The 21174-nt window shown below is 73.5% G+C and carries 20 protein-coding genes; 3 read left to right on the top strand and 17 right to left on the bottom strand.

What is annotated here, in order from left to right; translation table 11 throughout:
- Nucleotides 1-12 precede the first annotated feature (12 nt).
- The 7 genes from ACFVYK_RS03735 to ACFVYK_RS03705 all read right to left on the bottom strand — a co-directional run bounded on the left by ACFVYK_RS03735 (nucleotide 13) and on the right by ACFVYK_RS03705 (nucleotide 7061).
- Nucleotides 13-372, bottom strand: a complete 360-nt coding sequence (locus ACFVYK_RS03735; RefSeq protein ID WP_389768077.1) for an MmcQ/YjbR family DNA-binding protein — start codon at nucleotides 370-372, stop codon at nucleotides 13-15.
- Entirely contained in the window at nucleotides 369-1676 is a 1308-nt protein-coding gene (locus ACFVYK_RS03730; protein WP_389768075.1) for a hemolysin family protein, read from the bottom strand. Before ACFVYK_RS03730 ends, ACFVYK_RS03735 begins: the two co-directional genes overlap by 4 nt.
- Nucleotides 1673-2170: an rRNA maturation RNase YbeY gene (gene ybeY, locus ACFVYK_RS03725; RefSeq protein WP_389768073.1), complete on the bottom strand. Its 498-nt coding sequence runs from the start codon at nucleotides 2168-2170 to the stop codon at nucleotides 1673-1675. The genes ACFVYK_RS03730 and ybeY overlap by 4 nt, the downstream gene beginning before the upstream one ends.
- A 13-nt stretch (nucleotides 2171-2183) precedes the next feature.
- Complete coding sequence (locus ACFVYK_RS03720; RefSeq protein ID WP_389768071.1) at nucleotides 2184-3242, bottom strand: PhoH family protein; 1059 nt, start codon at nucleotides 3240-3242, stop codon at nucleotides 2184-2186.
- Between the two features lie 124 nt (nucleotides 3243-3366).
- Entirely contained in the window at nucleotides 3367-4524 is a 1158-nt protein-coding gene (locus ACFVYK_RS03715) for a carbohydrate kinase family protein (RefSeq protein WP_389768069.1), read from the bottom strand.
- A 348-nt stretch (nucleotides 4525-4872) separates the two neighbouring features.
- Nucleotides 4873-6168, bottom strand: a complete 1296-nt coding sequence (locus ACFVYK_RS03710; RefSeq protein WP_389768067.1) for a glucarate dehydratase family protein — start codon at nucleotides 6166-6168, stop codon at nucleotides 4873-4875.
- Nucleotides 6165-7061 (bottom strand): 5-dehydro-4-deoxyglucarate dehydratase, encoded by an 897-nt coding sequence (locus ACFVYK_RS03705; RefSeq protein WP_389768109.1) that lies wholly within the window; start codon nucleotides 7059-7061, stop codon nucleotides 6165-6167. The genes ACFVYK_RS03710 and ACFVYK_RS03705 overlap by 4 nt, the downstream gene beginning before the upstream one ends.
- A gap of 169 nt (nucleotides 7062-7230) precedes the next feature.
- On the opposite strand from ACFVYK_RS03705, the gene ACFVYK_RS03700 reads away from it, so the two are divergent.
- Together ACFVYK_RS03700 and ACFVYK_RS03695 are read left to right on the top strand one after the other, a co-directional pair.
- Nucleotides 7231-8013 carry an IclR family transcriptional regulator gene (locus tag ACFVYK_RS03700; RefSeq protein WP_389768065.1) on the top strand — a complete coding sequence of 261 codons (783 nt, stop codon included), beginning with the start codon at nucleotides 7231-7233 and terminating at the stop codon, nucleotides 8011-8013.
- Between the two features lie 174 nt (nucleotides 8014-8187).
- Nucleotides 8188-9504 carry an MFS transporter gene (locus ACFVYK_RS03695; RefSeq protein WP_389768063.1) on the top strand — a complete coding sequence of 439 codons (1317 nt, stop codon included), beginning with the start codon at nucleotides 8188-8190 and terminating at the stop codon, nucleotides 9502-9504.
- 24 nt (nucleotides 9505-9528) lie between these two features.
- Here the strand turns inward: ACFVYK_RS03695 and ACFVYK_RS03690 are convergent, their stop codons facing one another.
- From ACFVYK_RS03690 to hrcA, 10 genes are all read right to left on the bottom strand, one after another.
- Nucleotides 9529-10518, bottom strand: coding sequence for an adenosine deaminase (locus tag ACFVYK_RS03690; protein ID WP_389768061.1), 990 nt, complete (start codon nucleotides 10516-10518; stop codon nucleotides 9529-9531).
- 20 nt (nucleotides 10519-10538) lie between these two features.
- Nucleotides 10539-11444: a ribonuclease Z gene (locus ACFVYK_RS03685; protein WP_389768059.1), complete on the bottom strand. Its 906-nt coding sequence runs from the start codon at nucleotides 11442-11444 to the stop codon at nucleotides 10539-10541.
- A gap of 6 nt (nucleotides 11445-11450) precedes the next feature.
- Nucleotides 11451-11804, bottom strand: a complete 354-nt coding sequence (locus tag ACFVYK_RS03680) for an HIT domain-containing protein (protein WP_389768057.1) — start codon at nucleotides 11802-11804, stop codon at nucleotides 11451-11453.
- 73 nt (nucleotides 11805-11877) lie between these two features.
- Nucleotides 11878-15081, bottom strand: a complete 3204-nt coding sequence (locus tag ACFVYK_RS03675) for a S41 family peptidase (RefSeq protein ID WP_389768055.1) — start codon at nucleotides 15079-15081, stop codon at nucleotides 11878-11880.
- A gap of 45 nt (nucleotides 15082-15126) precedes the next feature.
- Nucleotides 15127-15627 carry a hypothetical protein gene (locus ACFVYK_RS03670; RefSeq protein ID WP_389768053.1) on the bottom strand — a complete coding sequence of 167 codons (501 nt, stop codon included), beginning with the start codon at nucleotides 15625-15627 and terminating at the stop codon, nucleotides 15127-15129.
- Between the two features lie 98 nt (nucleotides 15628-15725).
- Nucleotides 15726-16118 (bottom strand): VOC family protein, encoded by a 393-nt coding sequence (locus ACFVYK_RS03665; RefSeq protein ID WP_389768051.1) that lies wholly within the window; start codon nucleotides 16116-16118, stop codon nucleotides 15726-15728.
- A gap of 15 nt (nucleotides 16119-16133) precedes the next feature.
- Nucleotides 16134-16880 (bottom strand): 16S rRNA (uracil(1498)-N(3))-methyltransferase, encoded by a 747-nt coding sequence (locus ACFVYK_RS03660; RefSeq protein WP_389768049.1) that lies wholly within the window; start codon nucleotides 16878-16880, stop codon nucleotides 16134-16136.
- Nucleotides 16877-18010 (bottom strand): nitronate monooxygenase, encoded by a 1134-nt coding sequence (locus ACFVYK_RS03655; protein WP_389768047.1) that lies wholly within the window; start codon nucleotides 18008-18010, stop codon nucleotides 16877-16879. Before ACFVYK_RS03655 ends, ACFVYK_RS03660 begins: the two co-directional genes overlap by 4 nt.
- 87 nt (nucleotides 18011-18097) lie before the next feature.
- The gene (gene dnaJ / locus ACFVYK_RS03650) at nucleotides 18098-19231 is read right to left on the bottom strand and encodes a molecular chaperone DnaJ (RefSeq protein WP_389768046.1); all 1134 of its coding nucleotides are present in this window, start codon (nucleotides 19229-19231) and stop codon (nucleotides 18098-18100) included.
- The gene (gene hrcA / locus ACFVYK_RS03645; RefSeq protein WP_389768044.1) at nucleotides 19232-20248 is read right to left on the bottom strand and encodes a heat-inducible transcriptional repressor HrcA; all 1017 of its coding nucleotides are present in this window, start codon (nucleotides 20246-20248) and stop codon (nucleotides 19232-19234) included.
- 160 nt (nucleotides 20249-20408) lie between these two features.
- On the opposite strand from hrcA, the gene ACFVYK_RS03640 reads away from it, so the two are divergent.
- Nucleotides 20409-21134, top strand: a complete 726-nt coding sequence (locus tag ACFVYK_RS03640) for an MBL fold metallo-hydrolase (protein WP_389768042.1) — start codon at nucleotides 20409-20411, stop codon at nucleotides 21132-21134.
- Nucleotides 21135-21174 lie beyond the last annotated feature (40 nt).

Genomic DNA, 21174 nt, shown 5'->3' with positions numbered 1-21174 from the left:
GGCGGCGCCGCGTCACGGCCGGTCCAGGCGCAGCCGTTCGCTGCGCGGCAGGCCCGCCACCACCAGGTCGTAGGAGTCCTCGATCAGCTCCCTGACCAGCCGGTCCGGGAGGCCGCCGTCCACCGTGACCGTGTTCCAGTGCCGTTTGTTCATGTGGTAGCCGGGGTCGATCAGGCCCGGGTGTTCGGCGCGCAGCCGGACCGCGTCCTCGGGGTCGCACTTGAGGTTGACCCTCAAGGGCCGCTCGCCGGTCCCGCTCAGCGCGAACATCTTGCCGAGGACCTTGAACACCGAGACCTCCGGCCGGAAGGGGAACTCCTCGGTGGCCTCGTTGAAGGACAGGCAGAAGGCGCGCAGTTGGTCGGGCGTCACGCGGGACTCGTCTCCTTCGCCGGCGGATCCGCCGGGTCCACCGGCTCCACCAGCACCGTCACGATCTTGTTGCGGCGGCCGGCCGCGGCCTCCGCCGTCAGCCGCAGCTTGCGCCCGTCTGGCAGTTCGACACCGGAGGAGGCGCCGGCGATGGGCACCCGGCCCAGGGCCTTGGCGAGCAGCCCGCCGACGGTCTCCACGTCCTCGTCGTCGTACTCCTCCAGGCCGTACAGCTCGCCCAGGTCGGTGATGTCGAGACGGGCGGTGACCCGGTAGCGGTCGTCGCCGAGCTCCTCCACGGGCGGCAGCTCGCGGTCGTACTCGTCGGTGATCTCGCCGACGATCTCCTCCAGGATGTCCTCGATGGTCACGATCCCGGCCGTGCCGCCGTACTCGTCGATCACGACGGCGACGTGGTTGCGGTCCCGCTGCATCTCGCGCAGCAGGTCGCCGGCGTTCTTGGTGTCGGGCACGAACACGGCGGGCCGCATGGCCGTCGACACGAGTTCGCCCTCGGCGTCCCGGCTGATGTGCGTCTTGCGGACCAGGTCCTTCAGATACACGATGCCGACGATGTCGTCCTCGTTCTCGCCGGTCACGGGTATGCGGGAGAAGCCCGAGCGCAGGGCGAGGGTGAGGGCCTGGCGGATGGTCTTGTAGCGCTCGATGACGACGAGGTCGGTCCGCGGGACCATGACCTCCCGGACGAGGGTGTCGCCCAGTTCGAAGACCGAGTGCACCATGCGGCGCTCGTCGTCCTCGATCAGCGACTCCTTCTCGGCGAGGTCGACCAGCGCGCGCAGCTCCGCCTCGGAGGCGAAGGGGCCGCGGCGGAAGCCCTTGCCGGGCGTCAGCGCGTTGCCGATGAGGATCAGCAGCGACGGGATAGGGCCCATGATCCGGGCCAGCGGGAGCAGCACGTACGCGGCCGCCGTCGCGGTGTTCAGCGGGTGCTGGCGACCGATGGTCCGCGGGGACACGCCGACGGCGACGTACGAGACGAGGACCATCACGCCGATCGCCGCCAACAGCGCGGGGGTCGTGCCGTCGATCTGCCGCAGACACGCGTAGGTGACCAGCGCGGCGGCGGCCATCTCGCAGGCCACCCGTACCAGCAGCGCCACGTTGAGGTAGCGGGTGGGGTCGGCGGCGATCTGCGCGAGCTTGGCGCTGCCCCGCCGCCCGGAACGCACGGCCTCCTCGGCGCGGAAGCTGGAGACGCGCGCGAGGCCCGCCTCCGCGCAGGCGGCGAGCCAGGCGACGACGACCAGGGCGATCGCGCCGGCGACGAGCGTGGGACTCATGAGACGGTCGGGGCCGGCGAGGGGCCGGTCAGGCCCTTCTCCGCACGCCAGCCGTCCACGATGGCGGCCTGCAGACCGAACATCTCGGCCTTCTCGTCGGGCTCCTCGTGGTCGTACCCCAGCAGGTGCAGCACCCCGTGGACGGTGAGCAGCTGGAGCTCCTCGTCCATGGAGTGCCGCGTCGGCGCCTCCGTGCCCTGCCGGGCGGCGACCTCGGGACACAGCACGATGTCGCCGAGGAGGCCCTGCGGCGGCTCGTCGTCGTCCTTCGACGGGGGCCGCAGCTCGTCCATCGGGAAGGACATGACATCCGTGGGGCCGGGCAGGTCCATCCACTGGATGTGCAACTGCTCCATGGCGTCGGCGTCCACGACGATCACCGAGAGCTCGGAGAGCGGGTGGATGCGCATCCGCGCGAGCGCGTAGCGGGCGACATCGAGGATCGCCTGCTCGTCGACCTCGGTTCCGGACTCGTTGTTGACGTCGATCGACATGGTGCTGGTTTGTCTACTTCCGCTTGTTGCGGCCGCCCTTGTGGGTGCCGTTCTCCGTACCGTTATCGCTGTCGTACTTCTCGTACGCGTCGACGATACGGCCGACCAGCTTGTGCCGGACGACGTCCTGGGACGACAGGCGGGAGAAGTACACGTCGTCGAGGCCTTCGAGGATGTCCTGAACCTGCCGCAGACCCGACTTGGTGCCGCCCGGCAGGTCGACCTGCGTCACGTCACCCGTGATCACGATCTTCGAGTCGAAGCCGAGCCGGGTGAGGAACATCTTCATCTGCTCGGGACTCGTGTTCTGGGCCTCGTCCAGGATGATGAAAGCATCATTGAGCGTGCGACCCCTCATGTACGCCAGCGGCGCGACCTCGATCGTTCCCGCGGCCATCAGCTTCGGGATCGAGTCCGGGTCCAGCATGTCGTGCAGGGCGTCGTACAGGGGGCGCAGGTAGGGGTCGATCTTCTCGTAGAGGGTGCCGGGCAGGAAGCCCAGGCGCTCGCCGGCCTCGACCGCCGGGCGGGTCAGGATGATGCGGTTGACCTGCTTGGACTGCAGGGCCTGGACCGCCTTGGCCATGGCCAGGTAGGTCTTGCCGGTGCCCGCGGGGCCGATGCCGAAGACGATCGTGTGCTTGTCGATCGCGTCGACGTACCGCTTCTGGTTGAGGGTCTTGGGTCTGATGGTGCGGCCGCGCGAGGACAGGATGTTCTGCGTGAGAACCTCGGCCGGGGTCTCCTGGCCGTCGTTCGTCCCGTTCTCACTCGCCCGCAGCATGGCGATCGAGCGTTCCACTGCGTCCTCCGTCATCGGCTGCCCGGTGCGGAGCACCAGCATCATCTCGTCGAACAGGCGCTGGATGAGGACGACTTCCCGTGGGTCGCCCGTCGCGCTGATCTCATTGCCCCGGACGTGGATGTCGGCCGCCGGGAAGGCCGTCTCGATCACGCGCAGAAGGGAGTCGCCGGATCCCAGCACGGTCACCATGGGGTGCTGGGCGGGAACGGTGAACTGTGCTCTCGCCTTGCCCTGCGCGGGCGTCTGAGCTGCAGGTGTCTCAGTCATAGACCGGCCCGAGGGCCTTTACGTCCTCCCGGATGCGTCTCGCCTGCCACGAGGGCGGCCTGGCGAGTTCAAGAGTACGCCAGGGCGCTGACAACGCCCTAGCGGTTTTGTCATGCCCAGGCGACTATGCCGAACGGCCGAAACCGATCGTCGGAACGGCCCTGCGCAGCGGCCACGGGGCGGCCTCCTCCGCCTCCGGGAGCAGCGCCGGCAGCAGCCTGTCCAGGAACGCGTACCGGTGCAGTGCCTCGGGGTCCTGGCCCTGCACCGACTGGACCTTGCGCCACCAGGCGGCGATCTCGGACCAGCCGGGGGCGGAGAGCGAGCCGCCGAACTCCTGGACGGAGAGGGCGGCGGTGAGGCCGGCGAAGGCGAGCCGGTCGGCGAGCGGCCACTCCGCCAGGGTGCCGGCGACGAAGCCGGCCACGAAGACGTCCCCGGCGCCGGTGGGGTCGAGGGCCTCCACGGCGATGGCCGGGACCTCGGCGGACTCGCCGGTCCGCCGGTCGACCGCGTACGCGCCCTCCGCACCGAGGGTGACGACCGCGAGCGGCACGTGCTCGGTGAGGGCGTGGGCGGCGGCGCGGGGGCAGTCGGCGCCGGTGTAGCGCATGGCCTCCTCCGCGTTCGGCAGGAAGGCCTCGCAGTGCTCCAGGTCGGCGAGGCCGGCCAGGTCCCAGGCGCCGGTGTCGTCCCAGCCGACGTCGGCGAAGACACGGGTGCCCCGGCTCGCGGCCTGGGCGATCCAGGGGGCGCGTCTGCCGGGGGTGAGGGAGGCGACGGCGGCGCGGGCGTGCGGCGGGAACTCGGGCGCCGGCTCCTCGGGGGGCGGCTCGTGGCCGTGCGAGACCATGGTGCGCTCCCCCTCGTACGCCATGGAGACGGTGACCGAGGAGTGCCAGCCGGGGACCGTGCGCGAGGTGCTGAGGTCGATGCCCTCGCCGTGTTCGAGCGCGTCCCAGCAGTACTCGCCGTAGTGGTCGTCGCCGAAGGCTGCGGCCAGCGAGGTGCGCAGGCCGAGGCGGGCGAGCGCGGTGGCCATGTTGGCGACGCCGCCGGGGCTGGACCCCATGCCGCGCGCCCAGGACTCGGTCCCGCGCACCGGGGCCGAGTCGAGCCCGGTGAAGACGATGTCGAGGAAGACGTCCCCGGTGAGGTAGACGTCCCAGGGCGGATCGTCGGGGGCGCGCCGGGCGGCCAGCGGGTCGACCCGGGCGGCCGGGCGGTTCTGGCCGGTGTGGCGGTGGTGTCCCTCTCCGACGGACGCGTATGACGCGGTCACGGTGCGCTCCCTGACGTGGTGCCGATCTGGCCAGTGTGCACCACGCCACCGACGGCGGCGGTGCGTCACGCCGGGTGCGCCGCGCCGGGCGGGCCGGGTCCGTCGGCGTCGGGCCGGGCGTCCACGGGGAGCGTCAGGACCGACCGCTGCGGTGGTCACGCCGGGTGCGCCCTGCCGGGCGGGCCGGGTCCGTCGGCGTCGGGCCGGGCGTCCACGGAGAGCGTCAGGACCGACGGCTGCGGTGGTCACGCCGGGTGCGCCCTGCCGGGCAGGCCGGGTCGGGCCGGGCCCGTCGGCGTCGGGCCCGGCGTCACGGAGAGCGTCAGGGTGAGGGTGGGCGCCGGCCGGTCACCAGCGGGGGACGGACGGCGTGACCCACCCCGGTTCCGCGACGCGCATGGCGACCGCGTCGTCGCGCTCGCGCAGCGATCCGTCGTCGTCCAGCCAGCGCCGGTGGAGGAAGTCCAGTCTGTCCCGGTCGAGTTCGACGCCGAGGCCGGGCGTGTCGGAGACGGCGACCTTGCCGTCGACGAAGGCGAGCCGCTCGGTGAGGACGTCCTCGGACTGCCAGGGATAGTGGGAGTCGCAGGCGTGGTGGAGGTTCGGGACGGTGGAGGCGACGTGGGTCATCGCCGCCAGGGAGATCCCGAGGTGGGTGTTGGAGTGCATGGAGACCCCGACGCCGAAGGTGCGGCAGACGGCGGCCAGTTCGCGGGTGTTGCGCAGGCCGCCCCAGTAGTGGTGGTCGCACAGGACGACCTGGACGGCGTCGCGCGCGAAGGCCTCCTCGATCTCGGCGAACGTGGTCACGCACATGTTGGTGGCGAGCGGCACGTCGGTCCGCGCGGCGACCTCGGCCATGGCGGAGGTGCCGAGGGCGGGGTCCTCCAGGTATTCGAGGAGGCCGCCGATCTCGCGGGCGACCTTCAGCGAGGTGGGCACGGACCAGGCGCCGTTGGGGTCGAGCCGCAGGGGACGGCCGGGGAACGCCTCGGCGAGGGCCCGTACGGCGGCGATCTCCTCGTCGGGCGGGAAGACCCCGCCCTTGAGCTTGAAGGAGGTGAAGCCGTAGCGCTCCGTGAAGCGGCGGGCCTGCTCGACGACTCCGGCCGGGTCGAGGGCGGCGCCCCAGTCGTCCTTCTCGGCGGGCACGCCCGCGGGGTGGCCGGCCCACTTGTAGAAGAGGTAGGCGCTGTACTCGACGGCGTCGCGCACCTTGCCGCCGAGCAGCGCGTGCACGGGCAGGCCGAGCGCCTTGCCGAGGGCGTCGAGGCAGGCGACCTCGAAGGCGGAGACGACCGACAGGCGCAGTTTGTCGGCGGTCTGGACGCCGCGCAGTCCGCCCACGTCCACCTGGGCGGAGATCCGGGATCCGTCGACGGCGACGTCGTCGGCGATGGTGAACAGGGCGTTCAGGTCGCTGATCCGGCGGCCGGTCAGCCGGTTCGCGAGCGGGCGGGCGAGTTCCAGGTACTTGGTGTCGCCGTAGGTCTCGCCGACACCGGTGATCCCGTCCGCCGTCTCGATCTCCACGATGAGCCGGGGGGTGTACGGCTGGTGCACGCCCTGGGTGTTGAGCAGGGGCGGGTCGGCGACCAGGATCGGGGTCAGGCGGACGTCCGTGATCGTCAGGTCGGGGTTCACAGGGCGGCTCCCACGAGGTCGAGGCCGGCGGTCAGGAGGGTCGTGAGCTCGGCCAGGTCTGCGGGCGAGGGCTCGGTGAGCGGGGCGCGGACCGGTCCGACCGGGCGGCCGCGCAGCCGGGCCGCCGCCTTCACCAGGGACACGGCGTAGCCCGGCACGCGGTCGCGGAGCTCGACGAGCGGAACGTAGAAGTCGCGCAGCAGCCGGTGCACCGTCGGGTCGTCGCCGTCGCGCAGGGCGGCGAAGAAGGCGTCCGCGATCTCGGGGGCGAAGGCGTGGACGGCGGAGGAGTAGGCGGGGACGCCGACGGTGGCGTAGGCGCGGGCCTGGATCTCGGCGGTGGCGGCGCCGTTGAAGAAGAGGAAGTCCTCGGGCGCGGCGAGGGTGAGGCGCTGGAGGCGGTCGAGGTCGCTGTGGCCGTCCTTGAGGCCGATGACGTTCGGGATGCGGGCGATGCGCCGCAAGGACGCCGCTGTCAGGGCGACCTGGCCGCGCTGGTAGGCGATCAGCGGCAGCCGGGTGCGGGCGGCGATCTGTTCCAGCTGGGCGACCAGGCCGTCCTGCGGTGCGGCGACGAGGTAGTGCGGCAGGACGAGGAGGGCGTCGGCGCCGGCCTGTTCGGCGATGCGGGCGAAGCGGGCGGCCTGGGCCCAGCCGTAGCCGACGCCGGCGACGACGGGCAGGCGGCCGGCGGCCTCCTCGACGGCGATCGTCACGGTCCGCCGGTACTCGTCCTCGTCGAGGGAGAAGAACTCGCCGGTGCCGCAGGCGGGGAAGACGGCGCCGGGGGCGGTGGCGATCTGGGCCGCGACATGGGCGCGGAAGCCGTCGGGGTCGAGGGAGCCGTCGTCGTGGAAGCTGGTGAGCGGGAAGGACAGCACGCCCTGGGCCATCCCCTCCCTCAGGCGTCGGACCGTGTCCCGGACGGTGCTCCCGGCCGGGTCTTCTTCGAGGCTCACCCTCGCTATCTCCCTATGTAGACGACATCCATGTATGAAGATGGAGGTTAGATACACGAACGCCGCCCGTCAATGTCACCGGCCCGGCCCTTACGATCGGCTCATGTCGGAGACAGGGGGCGTCCGCGAGGTGAAGTCCGCGGCGCGCACGGTCGAGCTGCTGGAACTGCTCGCGGCGCGCGCTGACCGGCCGGCCCGGCTGCAGGAGCTGGCCGACGAGCTGAAGGTCCCGCGCAGCTCGATGTACGCGCTGCTGCAGACCCTGATCGGCCGGGGCTGGGTGCGCACGGACGTCACCGGGTCCCTCTACGGCATCGGCATCCACGCCCTGCTGACCGGCACGAGCTACCTCGACTCCGACCCGCGCGTCCGGTTGGTGCGCCCCTACCTCGACGAGGCGTCCGAGGCGCTGGGCGAGACGATCCACCTGGGGCGGCTGGACGGCCGCGGAGTGGCGTACCTGGCGACGCGCGAGTCGCACGAATACCTGCGCACCATCAGCCGGGTGGGACGGCGGCTCCCGGCGCACGTCGGCGCGCTCGGCAAGGCCCTGCTGGCGCAACGGCCGGACGAGGAACTGCCCGAGGGCCCGTACGAGGCGTTCACCCCGCACTCCCTCACCAGCCGCCGGGCCCTGCTGGCCGACCTCGCCGGGGTGCGGGCGCGCGGGCACTCCGTGGACCGTGAGGAGGGCGTCCTCGGCATCGTGGGCTTCGGCTTCGCCCTGCGCTACGACGTCCCCGCCCAGGACGCGATCAGCTGCTCGGTGCCGGTGGCCCGGCTGACCCCGGAGCACGAGGCGAGGATCGTCGCGGTGATGCGGGAGATCAGGGTCCGGATCGAGGCCGCGGCACCCCGCTCCGGCGGCGGCCCCGACTGGCGTTAGCGCGCACCTCTACCCGGCTTTCCCGGCTCCAAACGCCGAGTGATCCGGATCACCCGCCCCGGGCTTCTTCTCGCACCACGTGCTTGATACAAATGGCCCGCGCGTTCCTGTCCGTCGACGGTCGGCGCCCAACCCCCTTCTCGAGCCGCCCCTTTCGCACGCCCTGGAACGCCCGTGTCCGCCCCTCGCCCCACCGTGCCCTGGCCCGTCGTCGCCCTTTTCGCGGCCGGCTACCTCGCCCCCTATCTGCTGCCGACCGTGGTCGGCCGGCTGGACGCCGGACTCCCGCTGTCCGCCACCCGGGCCGGCGCCGTCGGCAGCGCGCTGCTGCTCGGCTCGGCCTGCGCCGGTTTCCTGCTCGCCTCCCGCGTGGAGCGGATCGGCGCCCGCCGGCTCGCCCGCCTCGGACTGGCCCTCGCCGTCCTCGGCTACGGCGGCGCCGCCCTCGCCGGTGACGTGCCGGCCGTGGTGGCGGGCGCTGTCCTCGGCGGCCTGGGCTCCGGCGCCGTCACCACGGTCGCCGCCACCCGGATCGCCGCCCAGCCCGACCCGCACCGCACCTCGACGCTGGGCCTGCTCGCGGTCTCCGCGCTCGCGGGCGCCGTGTACCTGACGGTCCCGCACCTGGGCGCGGGGCACGGGCAGCCGCTGGCCGCGATCGCGCTCACCGCGCTGGCGGTGTGGCCGCTGACCGGCCGGCTGCCCGACCGCACCGCGACCGCGCGCCCCCGCGCCGAGGACCGCGACCCGCTTCCCCACCTGCGCTCGGGCCTCGTCCTGGCCGCCGCGATGCCCTGCTGGTCCCTGGTCCAGAACTCCCTGTGGGGCGTCAGCGGACGCATCGGCCTGACCCAGGCCCGGCTGTCCGAGGCCGCCGTCGGCGTCGTCTTCGCGGTGGCCCTGGGAGCCGGGCTCATGGGTGTGCTGGGCGCGAGCGCGCTCGGGGCGCGACTGGGGCGGGCGGCGCCCGTCGGCGTCGGGACCGTGCTGATCGCGGTGTGCGTCGTCGCCAGCGCGTCGGCGACCGGGCCGGTGAGCTTCGCGGCCGGCGAGATCGCCTGGAACGCCCTGTACCCGATCGTGCTGTCGTACCTGATCGGGCTGGCCGCCTCGCTCGACCGGCGCGGCCGCTGGGCGGTGCTCGTCGGATCGGCGTCCTCGCTCGGGACGGCGGCCGGGCCGCTGACCGGGAGCGTGCTCTGCGCGCGGGCCGGGTTCCCGGTGATGGGCATGGTGCTGGGGGCGGGACTGCTCGTCGTCGCCGTGCCGATGACGGCCGTCGCCCTGCACACGGGCGGACGTGCGCTGGGCACGGGCGGACGTCCCTCGCTCACGGGCGGGGTCCGCCGGCGGGGCGGCGCCGCCGCGCAGCAGCCGGTCGCGGTGGTCGAGATCCCGGTGCAGGCCCCCGCCCCGCCCGTCCAGGGCGCGTACGACACGGCGGGTCCCCGGCCCGCGGGCGTCGCGCCCGGGCCGGGGCCGGGAAACTGACGGCGGACTCCGGTCGGGGCCCGGTCAGAAGGTGTAGGCGTCCACCTCGGCGAGACACCGCGCCCGGCGCTCCTCGTCGTCCTCCAGGAAGGAGGCGACGAAGGAGTTGCGGGCCAGCTCGCGCAGCCGCTCCTCGTCCAGGCCGAGGCTCTTGCCCACGGCGTCGAAGTTGTCGCCGACGTAACCGCCGAAGTAGGCGGGGTCGTCGGAGTTGACGGTGCAGACCAGCCCCGCGTCGAGCATGGCCGGCAGCGGGTGGTCGGCGAGGGCGTCGACGGTGCGCAGCCGCACGTTGGACAGCGGGCACAGGGTCAGCGGGATCCGCTCCCGCACCAGCCGCTCCACCAGCGCCGGGTCCTCCATGCACCGCAGCCCGTGGTCGACGCGCTCGACGCCGAGGACGTCCAGGGCCTCGGTGATGTACTCCGGAGGTCCCTCCTCACCGGCGTGTGCCACGCGCCGCAGCCCGAGCGCGGCCGCGGCCTCGTACACCGCGCGGAACTTCACCGGCGGGTGCCCGACCTCGGCGGAGTCCAGGCCGATGCCGATGATCCGGTCGAGGTAGGGCTTGGCCGCGTCCAGCGTCCGCAGGGCCGACTCCGCCGACTCGTCGCGCAGGAAGCAGAGGATCAGCCGGGCGGAGACCCCGTGGACGGCCTCGCTGTCGCCCAGCGCACGCCACAACCCGTCCACGACCGTGCCCATGCTCACACCCCGGGCGAGGTGCGCCTGCGGGTCGAAGAAGATCTCCGCATGCCGCACACCCTGGGCGGCCGCGCGGGCGAGATAGGCGTTCGCGAGATCCTCGAAGTCCCGTTCGGTGCGCAGGACCGCCATCAGCTCGTAGTACAGGTTCAGGAAGGACTGCAGGTCCTCGAACCGGTACGCCTCGCGGAGCGCCTCCGTGTCGGCGTACGGCAGCCGGACCCCGTTGCGGGCGGCCAGCTCGAAAGCCAGCTCGGGCTCCAGGGTGCCTTCGATGTGCAGGTGAAGTTCAGCTTTGGGGAGGGGCATCAAAGCATCGTACGACCGCTTCAGCGTCGTTTCGGAACCGGCACCCGTTGCAGGTCGTGCGCCACGGTCAGCTCGCCCTCGAAGCCGGCGGCCCGCGCCTGCCGCTCGAACTCCTCGGGGTCGGAGTACCGCTGGCTGAAGTGGGTGAGGACCAGATGCCGCACGCCCGCCTCCCGCGCCGCCCGCGCGGCCTGACCCGCGGTCAGATGCCCGTGGTCGACGGCGAGCCGCTCGTCCTCGTCGAGGAAGGTCGACTCGATGACGAGCAGGTCGGCGCCCTCGGCGAGCGCGTGCACCCCCTCGCACAGCCGGGTGTCCATGACGAACGCGAACCGCTGTCCGCGCCGCACCTCGCTGACGTCGTCCAGCGACACCCCGCCGAGGGAGCCCTCCCGCTGGATCCGCCCCACGTCCGGCCCTCGCACACCGTGCGCGGCCAGCAGCTCGGGCAGGATGCGGCGGCCGTCGGGCTCGATGATCCGGTAGCCGTAGGACTCCACCGGGTGCGAGAGCAGGGCGGCTTCCAGACGGTAGGAGGCGGCGGTGGCGAGGACCCCGTCCGCGTCGACGGGGGCCTCGGTGACGCCGACGGTCTCGCGGTAGGCGGTGGAGTAGCGCAACCGGTCGAAGAAGCGCTGCCCGGAGCGCGGGTAGTGCGCGGTGACCGGATGCGGGACCTGGTCGAGGTTGATCCGCTGGATGACGCCGGCCAGGCCGAGGGAGTGGTCCCCGTGGAAGTGGGTGACGCAGATCCGGTCGATGTCGTGCGCGGCGACCCCGGCCCGCACCATCTGGCGCTGGGTGCCCTCGCCCGGGTCGAAGAGGACGCCTTCGCCGTCCCAGCGCAGGAAGTAGCCGTTGTGGTTGCGGTGCCGGGTGGGGACCTGGCTGGCGGTGCCGAGGACCACCAGTTCGCGTACGGACACGACGGCCTAGCCGGGGGGCCAGTGCAGACCGCGGCCGCCGAGGACGTGCGCGTGGGCGTGCCAGACCGTCTGCCCGGCGCCGGCGCCGGTGTTGAAGACGATGCGGTAGCTCTCCAGCTTCTCCTCCTCCGCGACCACCCGCGTCTCGCGCAGGACGTCGGCGGCGAGCTCCGGCGCGCCGGCGGCCAGGGCGGCGGCGTCCTGGTAGTGCGCCTTCGGGATCACCAGGACGTGGGTGGGCGCCTGCGGGTTGATGTCCCGGAAGGCGACGGTCGTCGCGGTCTCCCGCACGATCGTCGCGGGGATCGTGCCCGAGACGACCTTGCAGAACAGGCAGTCGTCCTGCGGTTCCCCTGCCATGCGGTTCTCCTTCTGGCCGGTGATCTCTTGCGGGGCATCGTAACCAAGGCCCCCGCCCGCCGGCTCCGCCGCCTCACGGCAGAACGGGCGGCGTCTTCGCCGGCGTCTCCTGCAGCGCGGCCAGGGCCAGCGAGATCGCCTCGTCCAGCTGGACGTCCCGCCCGGCCGCGTGGTCCTGTGGCGCGCAGACCACCTCGACGTCCGGATCGACGCCGTGGTTCTCCACGCCCCACCCGTAGCCCTCCAGCCAGATCGCGTACTTGGGCTGGGTGACGAGCGTCCCGTCGACCAGCCGGTAGCGGCTGTCGATCCCGACCGTCCCGCCCCAGGTGCGCGTGCCCACCACCGGCCCGATCCCGAGCGCCTTGATCGCCGCGTTGACGATGTCCCCGTCGGACCCGGAGAACTCGTTGGCGACGGCGACGACGGGTCCCCGGGGCGCGTCCTCCGGATAGCTGGACGCCCGCACGCCGCGCGGCACGTCCCAGCCGACGATCCGCCGGGCCAGCTTCTCCACGACGAGCTGGGAGGTGTGCCCGCCCCGGTTCTCCCGCACGTCCACGATCAGCCCCTCGCGCGCGACCTCGACCCGCAGGTCCCGGTGGATCTGGGCCCACCCCGGCGCCTGCATGTCGGGCACGTGCAGATACCCCAGCCGCCCGCCCGAGGCCTCGTGCACGTACGCCCGCCGGTCCGCGACCCACGCGTGGTAGCGCAGCGCCTCCTCGTCCGCGACGGGCACGACGACGGCATGCCGGGGCTCGCCCCCGCCGGACGGCGAGATCGTCAGCTCGACGACCTTGCCCGCGGCGCCGACGAGCAGCGGGCCGGGCCCGGTGACCGGGTCGACGGGCTGTCCGCCGACGGCGAGGATCGCGTCGCCGGCCCGCACCGCCACGCCGGGCGCGGCGAGCGGGGAGCGGGCGTCGGGGTCGGAGGTCTCCGAGGGCAGGACGCGGTCGATGCGCCAGCTGCCGTCCTCGTGACGGGAGACGTCCGCGCCCAGCAGTCCCTGCCGGGCGCCCCGGCGGTGGCCGCCGCGCGGCACGACGTAGGCGTGCGAGGTGCCGAGCTCGCCGTGCACCTCCCAGAGCAGGTCGACGAGGTCGTCGTGGGTCGCGACCCGCTCCAGCACGGGCCGGTAGCGGTCGAGGACGCCGTCCCAGTCGACGCCGCCGAGATCCGGCCGCCAGAAGTTGTCCCGCATGATGCGGCCGTTCTCGTCGTACATCTGCCGCCACTCGGCGGCGGGGTCGACGACCCGGCGGATCCGGCCGAGGTCGACGGTGACGTTGCCGTCGCCGTCCTCGTCGCCGGAGGCGCGGCGGTCGCTGGGCACGACCTTGAGCTTGCCGTCGGTCCACAGCAGCAGCCGCTTGCCGTCCCCGCTGACCTCGAAGCCGTCGGCGTCGGCGGCGAGGTGCTCGAAGCGCTGCTGGGCGAGGTCGTAGCGCTCCAGCTCGGTGTGCGGGTCCGGGTCGTCCGGGGTGGCCCGGGAGGCGCCGAGAACGCCGCGGACCGGGTGCCGCAGCCAGAGGACGCCGTCCTTGGCCGCCGCGAGCCCCGAGTACCGGCCCGCCTCGACCGGGAAGGGGACTATCCGGTCGGCGAGGCCTTCGAGGTCGATGCGGGTGGTCGGGATGCCCTCGCTGTCGGGCGTCTCCTCCTTGTCGGGCGCCTCGAACGGCCTGCCGTGCCGCTGCGGGCCGAAGGGGGACGGGGTGGTCGCCGCGAGGGTGATGAGGTGCGGGCGGGCGCCGGCCACGAAGGAGAGGTCGAAGACGTGCTGGTCGTAGACCGGGTCGAAGGCGCGGGTGGAGAGGAACGCGAGGTGCTTGCCGTCGAGGGTGAACGCGGGCGCGTAGTCCCGGAAGCGCAGCGGGGTGGCCTCGGTGACCGACAGGTCGGTGACGTTGGCGAGCTTGAGCTGGCTGAGCGGGCGCGGACCGGGGTGGGACCAGGCCAGCCAGGCCGAGTCGGGCGAGAAGACCAGGTCGGACACCTCGCCGTCGGGGCTGGCGTCGACCTCCCGGACCTCGCCGGTCTCCCGCTCGACGAGCAGCAGCCGCCCGTCGTGCGCGGCGACGGCGGCCCGGCTGCCGTCGGGCGCCATCGCGAGCTCCAGGACCCGGCCGAGGCGTCCGGCGGCGAGCCGGCGCGGGGTGGCGCCCGGGGCCCGGCCGGTGGCGGGGGCGAACTCCAGCGCGTCCTCGCCCTCCGCGTCCGTGACCCAGACCGCCCACTCCTCGCCCTCGGTGCGGAAGGCGCGCGGCAGCCGGGCGCGCACGCCCGGCTGCGCGGCGAGCACCCGGGCGGGCCCGGAGCGGTGGGTGATCCAGTGGACGGCCCCGCGCACCTCCACGACGCTGCCGCGCGCGGTGTGGTCGGGGGCGGCCCCGCCCAGCCAGTGCGAGGCGGCGACCGGATGGGGGCGGCGGTCGGCGCGCTGGCCGCCGAGGCGGACGTCGAGGCGGCGCGGTTCGGCGCCGTCGAGGTCGTCGAGCAGCCACAGCTCGCCCGCGGACATGTACACGATGCGGGCGCCGTCGCCGGCGGCCTGGCGGGCGTAGAAGCCTCCCCCGTCCGGGGTGTGCCGGCGCAGGTCGGAGCCGTCGGCGAGGGACGAGTACAGCGCGCCGACGCCCTCGTGGTCGGAGAGGAACGCGATCCGGTCGCCCGCCCACACCGGGTACTCGATGTTGCCGTCGAGGTCCTCGTGGAGCCGGACGAACTCCCCGTCGCCGTCCCGGTCGATCCACAGCTTGCCCGCCGTGCCGCCCCGGTAGCGCTTCCAGTGGGCGGCCTCGCGGCCCATCGGCGCGGACAGCAGCACGGTGTGCGGACCGTGGGCGACGGCTCCGACCGGCCCGTAGGGCAGGGTCTTCGCGGGCCCGCCGTCGACGGGGACGGCGCGGGCCCAGGTGCGGCGCAGGGTGGCCTGGTCATGGCTGCTCACGGCCAGGACCCGGCCGTCCGGCGTCCAGCCGCGCACCCGGGTCTGCCAGCTCCCCCAGTACGTCAGCCGGGTCGAGGGGCCGCCGTCGACGGGGGCGATGTGCACCTCGGGGGCGCCGTCGCGGGTCGAGGTCCAGGCGACGGTGGCGCCGTCGGGCGAGATGCGCGGCAGGGAGACCGGCGCGTTGTCGGCGCTGACCCGCCAGGCGCGGCCGCCGTCGAGCGGCGCGAGCCACACGTCGTCCTCGGCGGCGAAGGTCACCCACTCGCCGTGCAGGTGCGGGAATCGGAGATACGCGGCAGGCGTCGCGGACTGGGTCACCGCATCACTGTAGGCAACGGCGGGGCGGCTGGTCAGGGGTTTCGATCACTTCCCCGCGCCGCCCGCGTGCACGGTCTCGGTGACGGTCACGGTCACGGTGACCGTCGGCCGGGCGCCGGGGCGCGCCGAGCCGGCCGTCCCGCCGGGCGACGGGGCCACCGGCGACGGCGTCGCGGATCCGCAGTCGCCGAGCCCGCTCACCCGGAACAGCTGTTTCCTGCCCACGACGGCGGCCAGATCTCCGCGCACGCAGGCTCCGTCGACCGCCCGGGCGACCTTCCCGGTGACGGTGATGTCCCGGCCGTCGCCGGTCCTGCCCCGGCAGTCGACGGAGGCGGCGGCACCTGACCGGCCCTGCTCCTCGTACCGGGCCGTGCAGGTCAGCCAGCGCACGTTCACGTCCCGCCGCTGGATCTCCGCGGTCGCCGCCTCGTCGGCGGTGTACGCGATCGACATGCTGCTCAGCCCGCCCGGCTCGCACGCCACGACGCCCAGCGCGGCCACGGCCGCCGCCGGAAGAACCCACATACGCCTCAAAGCCCCCATGCAGGGCAGCGTGCCACCCCGGCAGGCGGTCCGGTAGCCCGCATGCGGTCACGTTCCGCGCGGGACGCCGTCGCCGGCGGTCGGGGCCGCGGTGAGGCTCAGCCGCGCAGCAGGAGCCACTGCTGAAGCTCCACCAGGTTGCCCTCGGGGTCCTTGAGGTGGGCGACCCGCATCCGGTCGGTCATCGGCGCCGGGCCCTGCAGCAGGACCGCGCCCCGGGCGGTGACCCGCGCGCAGTACGCGTCCAGGTCGTCGACGCGCAGCACCACCAGGGAGCGGTGCCCGCTCGCCGCGTCGCCGAGTTCGCCGAGGATCTCGGCCATCATCGCCCGGTCCTGCAGGGCGATGCCGGCCGAGCCGGCGGCGAAGCTGAACTTCTCGTACGGCCCGTCCGTCGCGCCCGACTGCGGCTTGAGGCCGAGCACGTCGGCGTAGAAGCGATAGCAGGCGGCGAAGTCGGTGACGAGCAGCCGGACTTGGGCGAGTTCCACGGTGTCCCCCAGGGGTCAGGACCAGCGGCCGGTGCGGCCGAGCAGCAGCGCGGTCGCGGCCGTGCCGGCGGTCGACGTGCGCAACACGCTACGTCCCAGACGGTGCGCCTTCGCGCCCGCCTCCTCGAACAGCGCCAACTCCTCAGGGGACACGCCTCCTTCGGGGCCCACGATCAGCACGATCTCACCCGCGGACGGCAGTTCGGCGGTCGCCAGGGGCGCACTGGGGTAGGCGCGGTCCTCGTGCAGGACGGCGGCGAAGTCCGCCCTGGCCACAAGCGCCGCCACCTGCTTGGTCGTCGACGCCTCGGCGACCTCGGGGAACCGGACCCGACGCGACTGCTTGCCGGCCTCGCGGGCGGTGGCCCGCCACTTGGCGAGCGCCTTCAGCCCGCGCTCGCCCTTCCACTGCGTGATGCAGCGCGAGGCCGCCCACGGCACGATCGCGTCGACGCCGGTCTCGGTCATCGTCTCGACGGCCAGTTCACCCCGGTCGCCCTTGGGCAGGGCCTGGACGACGGTGATCCGGGGCGACTCGGCGGCCTCCTCGGTCACCTCCCCGAGGCTCACCACCAGCCGGTCCCTGCCCTCGGTGGCGACGACCTCGCCGCGCGCCCAGCGGCCGGCGCCGTCGGTGAGGACGACCTCCTCGCCGGCGTGCAGCCGCTTCACGGAGACGGCGTGCCGGCCCTCGGGACCGTCCAGCACGAACGCGGAGCGGGCGCCGGGGAGTTCGTCGACGACGAAGACGGGGGCGGTCACGACCGGCCTCCGTCACCGGCCGGGAACCTCGACAACACCGTCCGGGCTTCGACGAGTTCGGACATCAGGACCTCCACGAGCTGTCCGGCGGGCAGCTCGCGGGCCATGCGGTGCCCCTGTCCGGCCCACAGCGCCATGCCCTGGGCGTCACCCGCCTTGGCGGCCGCCTTGCGCAGCGGCGCGGTCAGGTGGTGGACCTCCGGGTAGGCGGCGGGCGCGTACGGGCCGTGCTCGCGCAGGAAGCGGTTGACCAGGCCGCGCGCGGGACGGCCGGAGAAGGCGCGGGTCAGTTCGGTGCGTACGAAGAGGGGGTTGGTCAGGGCCTGCTTGTGCACGGCGGGCGCGCCGGACTCGGGCGTGGCGAGGAACGCGGTGCCCAGCTGGGCCGCGCTCGCGCCCGCGGCGAGGGCCGCGGCGATCTGGCTGCCGCGCATGAGCCCGCCGGCGGCCACGATCGGCAGCCGCACCGACTCGCGGACCTGGGCGACCAGGGAGAGCAGCCCGATGCCGCAGCCGTCGTTCTCCGGGTTGTCGCGGTGGGAGCCCTGGTGACCGCCGGCCTCCACGCCCTGCACGATCACCGCACCCGCGCCGGCCCGCTCCACCGCGAGGGCCTCCTCGACGGTGGTCGCCGTCACCAGGGTGAACGTTCCCGCGCGCCGCAGGGACTCCAGCACATCGGGGCCGGGGACTCCGAAGTGGAACGACACGACCGCCACCGGGTTGTCCAGCAGCACGGCGAGCTTGGCGTCGTAGCCGTCGTCGCGGCCGCTTTCCGGGTCGCCCAGCTCGGTGCCGTACCAGGCGGCCTCACCGGCGAGCTGGTGGGCGTAGACCTCCACGGCGCCCGCGGCGGGCGGCGTGGCGCCGGCCGCTCCGGCGATGCCGGCGCCCGCGCCGGAGTGGTCCGGCTGCGGCAGGAACAGGTTCACGCCGAAGGGACGGGTCGTGAGGCTCCGCAGCTGCTTGATCTCCTGGTACAGGCCGTCGGCCGTCTTGTACCCGGCCGCGAGGAAACCGAGCCCGCCGGCCTCGGCCACGGCGGCGGCGAGCCGCGGGAGGGAGACGCCGCCCGCCATGGGGGCCTGCACGATCGGGTGCGGGAAGAGATCGGTCAGCGCGGAGGACATGACGGCATGTTGTCACGTCCTCCGAACAAGTCCGAATCGGCCCTTCCGCCCTGCCCGCGCGCGAACCGGGGGCGGCCCCGGCTCCGCTCAGCGCCCGTTGAACGCGTCCTTCAGCCGTGAGAACAGTCCCTGCTGGCCGGGCTGGAACTGGCCCGTGGGCCGCTCCTCGCCCCGCAGCTTGGACAGCTCGCGCAGCAGCCGTTCCTGCTCTGGGTCCAGCTTCGTCGGCGTCTGCACCTCGACGTGCACGATGAGGTCGCCCCGGCCGCCGCCCCGCAGATGCGTGACGCCCCGGCTGTGCAGCGGGATCGACTGGCCGGACTGGGTGCCGGGCCGGATGTCGACCTCCTCCAGACCGTCCAGCGTCTCCAGCGGCACCTTCGTGCCGAGGGACGCCGCCGTCATCGGGAGGGTCACCGTGCAGTGCAGGTCGTCGCCGCGGCGCTGGAACTGCGCGTGCGGCAGCTCGTGGATCTCCACGTACAGGTCGCCGGCCGGGCCGCCGCCGGGGCCGACCTCGCCCTCGCCCGCCAGCTGGATGCGGGTGCCGTTGTCGACGCCGGCCGGGATCTTCACCGTCAGCGTGCGCCGCGAGCGCACCCGGCCGTCGCCCGCGCACTCGGGGCACGGGGTCGGGACGACGGTGCCGAAGCCCTGGCACTGCGGGCACGGCCGCGAGGTCATGACCTGGCCGAGGAAGGACCGCGTCACCTGCGACACCTCGCCGCGGCCGCGGCACATGTCACACGTCTGGGCCGTGGTCCCCGGCGCCGCGCCCTCGCCGCTGCAGGTGGTGCAGACGACGGCCGTGTCGACCTGGATGTCCTTGGTGGTGCCGAAGGCGGCCTCTTCGAGGTCGATCTCCAGCCGGATCATCGCGTCCTGGCCGCGCCGGGTGCGCGAACGCGGCCCGCGCTGCGACGCCGTCCCGAAGAACGCGTCCATGATGTCCGAGAAGTTCCCGAAGCCGCCGGCCCCGAAGCCGCCGGCGCCGCCGCCCGACTGGGACAGCGGATCGCCGCCGAGGTCGTAGACCTGCTTCTTCTGCGGGTCCGACAACACCTCGTAAGCGGCGTTGATCTCCTTGAACCGCTCCTGGGTCTTCGGATCCGGGTTGACGTCCGGGTGCAGCTCGCGCGCGAGCCGCCGGAAGGCCTTCTTGATCTCTTCCTGCGACGCATCGCGGCGCACGCCGAGAACGGCGTAGTAGTCCGTGGCCACTTACGACTCCGCCAGGATCTGTCCGACGTACCGTGCCACCGCTCGTACCGCTCCCATCGTTCCCGGGTAATCCATGCGGGTCGGTCCGACCACGCCCAGTTTGGCGACTGCCTCGCTGCCCGAACCGTAGCCGACCGACACCACAGAAGTGGAGTTGAGCCCCTCGTGGGCGATCTCGTGACCGATGCGTACGGTCATGCCCGAATCCCCCGCCTCGCCAAGGAGCTTGAGGAGCACGACCTGCTCCTCCAAGGCCTCCAGGACGGGCCGGATGGTGAGGGGAAAGTCATGTCCGAAGCGAGTGAGATTGGCGGTGCCGCCGATCATCAACCGCTCCTCGTTCTCCTCGACGAGCGTCTCCAGCAGGGTGGAGAGCACCGTCGTGACCGTGCCGCGGTCCTCGGCCTCGAAGGCGTCCGGCAGATCCTCCACCAGACGCGGCACGTCGGCGAACCGGCGGCTCGCGACCCGGCTGTTGAGCCGCGCGCGCAGATCCGCCACCGAGGACTCCCCGAAGGGCGCCGGGCAGTCCACCATCCGCTGCTCGACCCGCCCGGTGTCCGTGATCAGCACGAGCATCAGGCGCGCGGGCGCGAGCGAGAGAAGCTCCACGTGCCGCACGGTCGAACGGGTCAGGGACGGGTACTGCACCACGGCGACCTGCCGGGTGAGCTGCGCGAGCAGCCGTACCGTGCGGGCCACGACGTCGTCGAGGTCGACGGCGCCGTCGAGGAAGTTCTGGATGGCCCGCCGCTCCGGGCCGGTCATGGGCTTGACGCCGGCCAGCTTGTCGACGAACAGCCGGTAGCCCTTGTCCGTGGGGATGCGCCCGGCGCTGGTGTGCGGCTGGGCGATGTACCCCTCGTCCTCCAGGGCGGCCATGTCGTTGCGGACCGTCGCCGGGGACACGCCGAGGTTGTGACGCTCGGTGAGCGCCTTCGACCCCACGGGCTCCTCGGTGCCGACGTAGTCCTGGACGATGGCGCGCAGCACCTGGAGCCTGCGTTCACTCAGCATCCGCGCGCACCTCCAAGATCTCGTCCCCCAGTCCCCTGGGCGTCTCGCCTGGCACTCTTCCTACCCGAGTGCCAGCGTTCCCCGGCCCAGTGTACGGCTGTGGGGTACACCCAGGGCAAGGACGGCCTCTCCTGGACCGTTGTCCAGCTAGCGTCGCGGTATGACGGTGACTTGGGAAGAGCTCGGATGGGAGCGGCTGGCGGCGGGGGTCGGACGGGTGCGGCTGCCGGGCTGGGACTGCACGGCGGGACTGGTCGTCGGGGCGGGCGCGGTGCTGATGGTCGACGCGGGATCCAGCCTGGCCGAGGGGGCGCGGCTGCGGACGCAGGCCGAGGAACTGACCGGCGCGCGTGTGACTCATCTCGCGCTCACCCACCCCCATTTCGACCATGTGTTCGGTGCGGCGGCGTTCGCGGGGGCGGAGGTCTTCGGGGCGGTGGGCTCGGACGCGGTGCCGGGCGAGGAGCTGCGGGCGGACGCGGTGCGCAACGGCCTCGACGAGACGGCGGCGACGGCGGCCGTGGACACGCTCGTCCGCCCCCGCCATCCGGTCTGCGGCGAGTGGACCCTGGACCTGGGCGACGGCCGTCAGGTCCTGCTGGCCAACGTCGGCCCCGCCCACACCGCCCATGACCTCGCGGTGCTGGTCCCCGGCGCCCCCGGCTCGCCGGAGGTGGTGTTCTGCGGCGACCTCGTCGAGGAGTCCGGCGAGCCGCAGGCCGGCCCCGACGCCGTCCCCGCCCGCTGGCCCGCCGCCCTCGACCGTCTGCTGGACCTCGGCGGCGAGGACGCGGTGTACGTGCCCGGCCACGGTGCGGCGGTGGACGCCGCGTTCGTGCGGGCGCAACGCGACGCGCTGGCGGCCCGTTTCGGCGTGTCGCGCTGACCGTGTTCCCGCCGCCCCGCGACTTCTCCTATCGTCATCC

Source organism: Streptomyces sp. NPDC058291, assembly GCF_042880855.1.
Classification (GTDB): domain Bacteria; phylum Actinomycetota; class Actinomycetes; order Streptomycetales; family Streptomycetaceae; genus Streptomyces.
This window is presented reverse-complemented; position numbering and strand designations above follow the sequence as displayed.

Excerpts from the sequence above, each read along its gene's own strand:
- ACFVYK_RS03720 (WP_389768071.1), bottom strand. The coding sequence starts at position 3,242 with ATGACTGAGACACCTGCAGCTCAGACGCCCGCGCAGGGCAAGGCGAGA.
- ACFVYK_RS03670 (WP_389768053.1), bottom strand. The coding sequence starts at position 15,627 with ATGGGGGCTTTGAGGCGTATGTGGGTTCTTCCGGCGGCGGCCGTGGCC.
- ACFVYK_RS03680 (WP_389768057.1), bottom strand. The coding sequence starts at position 11,804 with ATGGCAGGGGAACCGCAGGACGACTGCCTGTTCTGCAAGGTCGTCTCG.
- ACFVYK_RS03640 (WP_389768042.1), top strand. The coding sequence starts at position 20,409 with ATGACGGTGACTTGGGAAGAGCTCGGATGGGAGCGGCTGGCGGCGGGG.
- ybeY (WP_389768073.1), bottom strand. The coding sequence starts at position 2,170 with ATGTCGATCGACGTCAACAACGAGTCCGGAACCGAGGTCGACGAGCAG.
- ACFVYK_RS03705 (WP_389768109.1), bottom strand. The coding sequence starts at position 7,061 with ATGGCCCAGGGCGTGCTGTCCTTCCCGCTCACCAGCTTCCACGACGAC.
- hrcA (WP_389768044.1), bottom strand. The coding sequence starts at position 20,248 with ATGCTGAGTGAACGCAGGCTCCAGGTGCTGCGCGCCATCGTCCAGGAC.
- ACFVYK_RS03655 (WP_389768047.1), bottom strand. The coding sequence starts at position 18,010 with ATGTCCTCCGCGCTGACCGATCTCTTCCCGCACCCGATCGTGCAGGCC.
- ACFVYK_RS03690 (WP_389768061.1), bottom strand. The coding sequence starts at position 10,518 with ATGCCCCTCCCCAAAGCTGAACTTCACCTGCACATCGAAGGCACCCTG.
- ACFVYK_RS03730 (WP_389768075.1), bottom strand. The coding sequence starts at position 1,676 with ATGAGTCCCACGCTCGTCGCCGGCGCGATCGCCCTGGTCGTCGTCGCC.
- ACFVYK_RS03700 (WP_389768065.1), top strand. The coding sequence starts at position 7,231 with ATGTCGGAGACAGGGGGCGTCCGCGAGGTGAAGTCCGCGGCGCGCACG.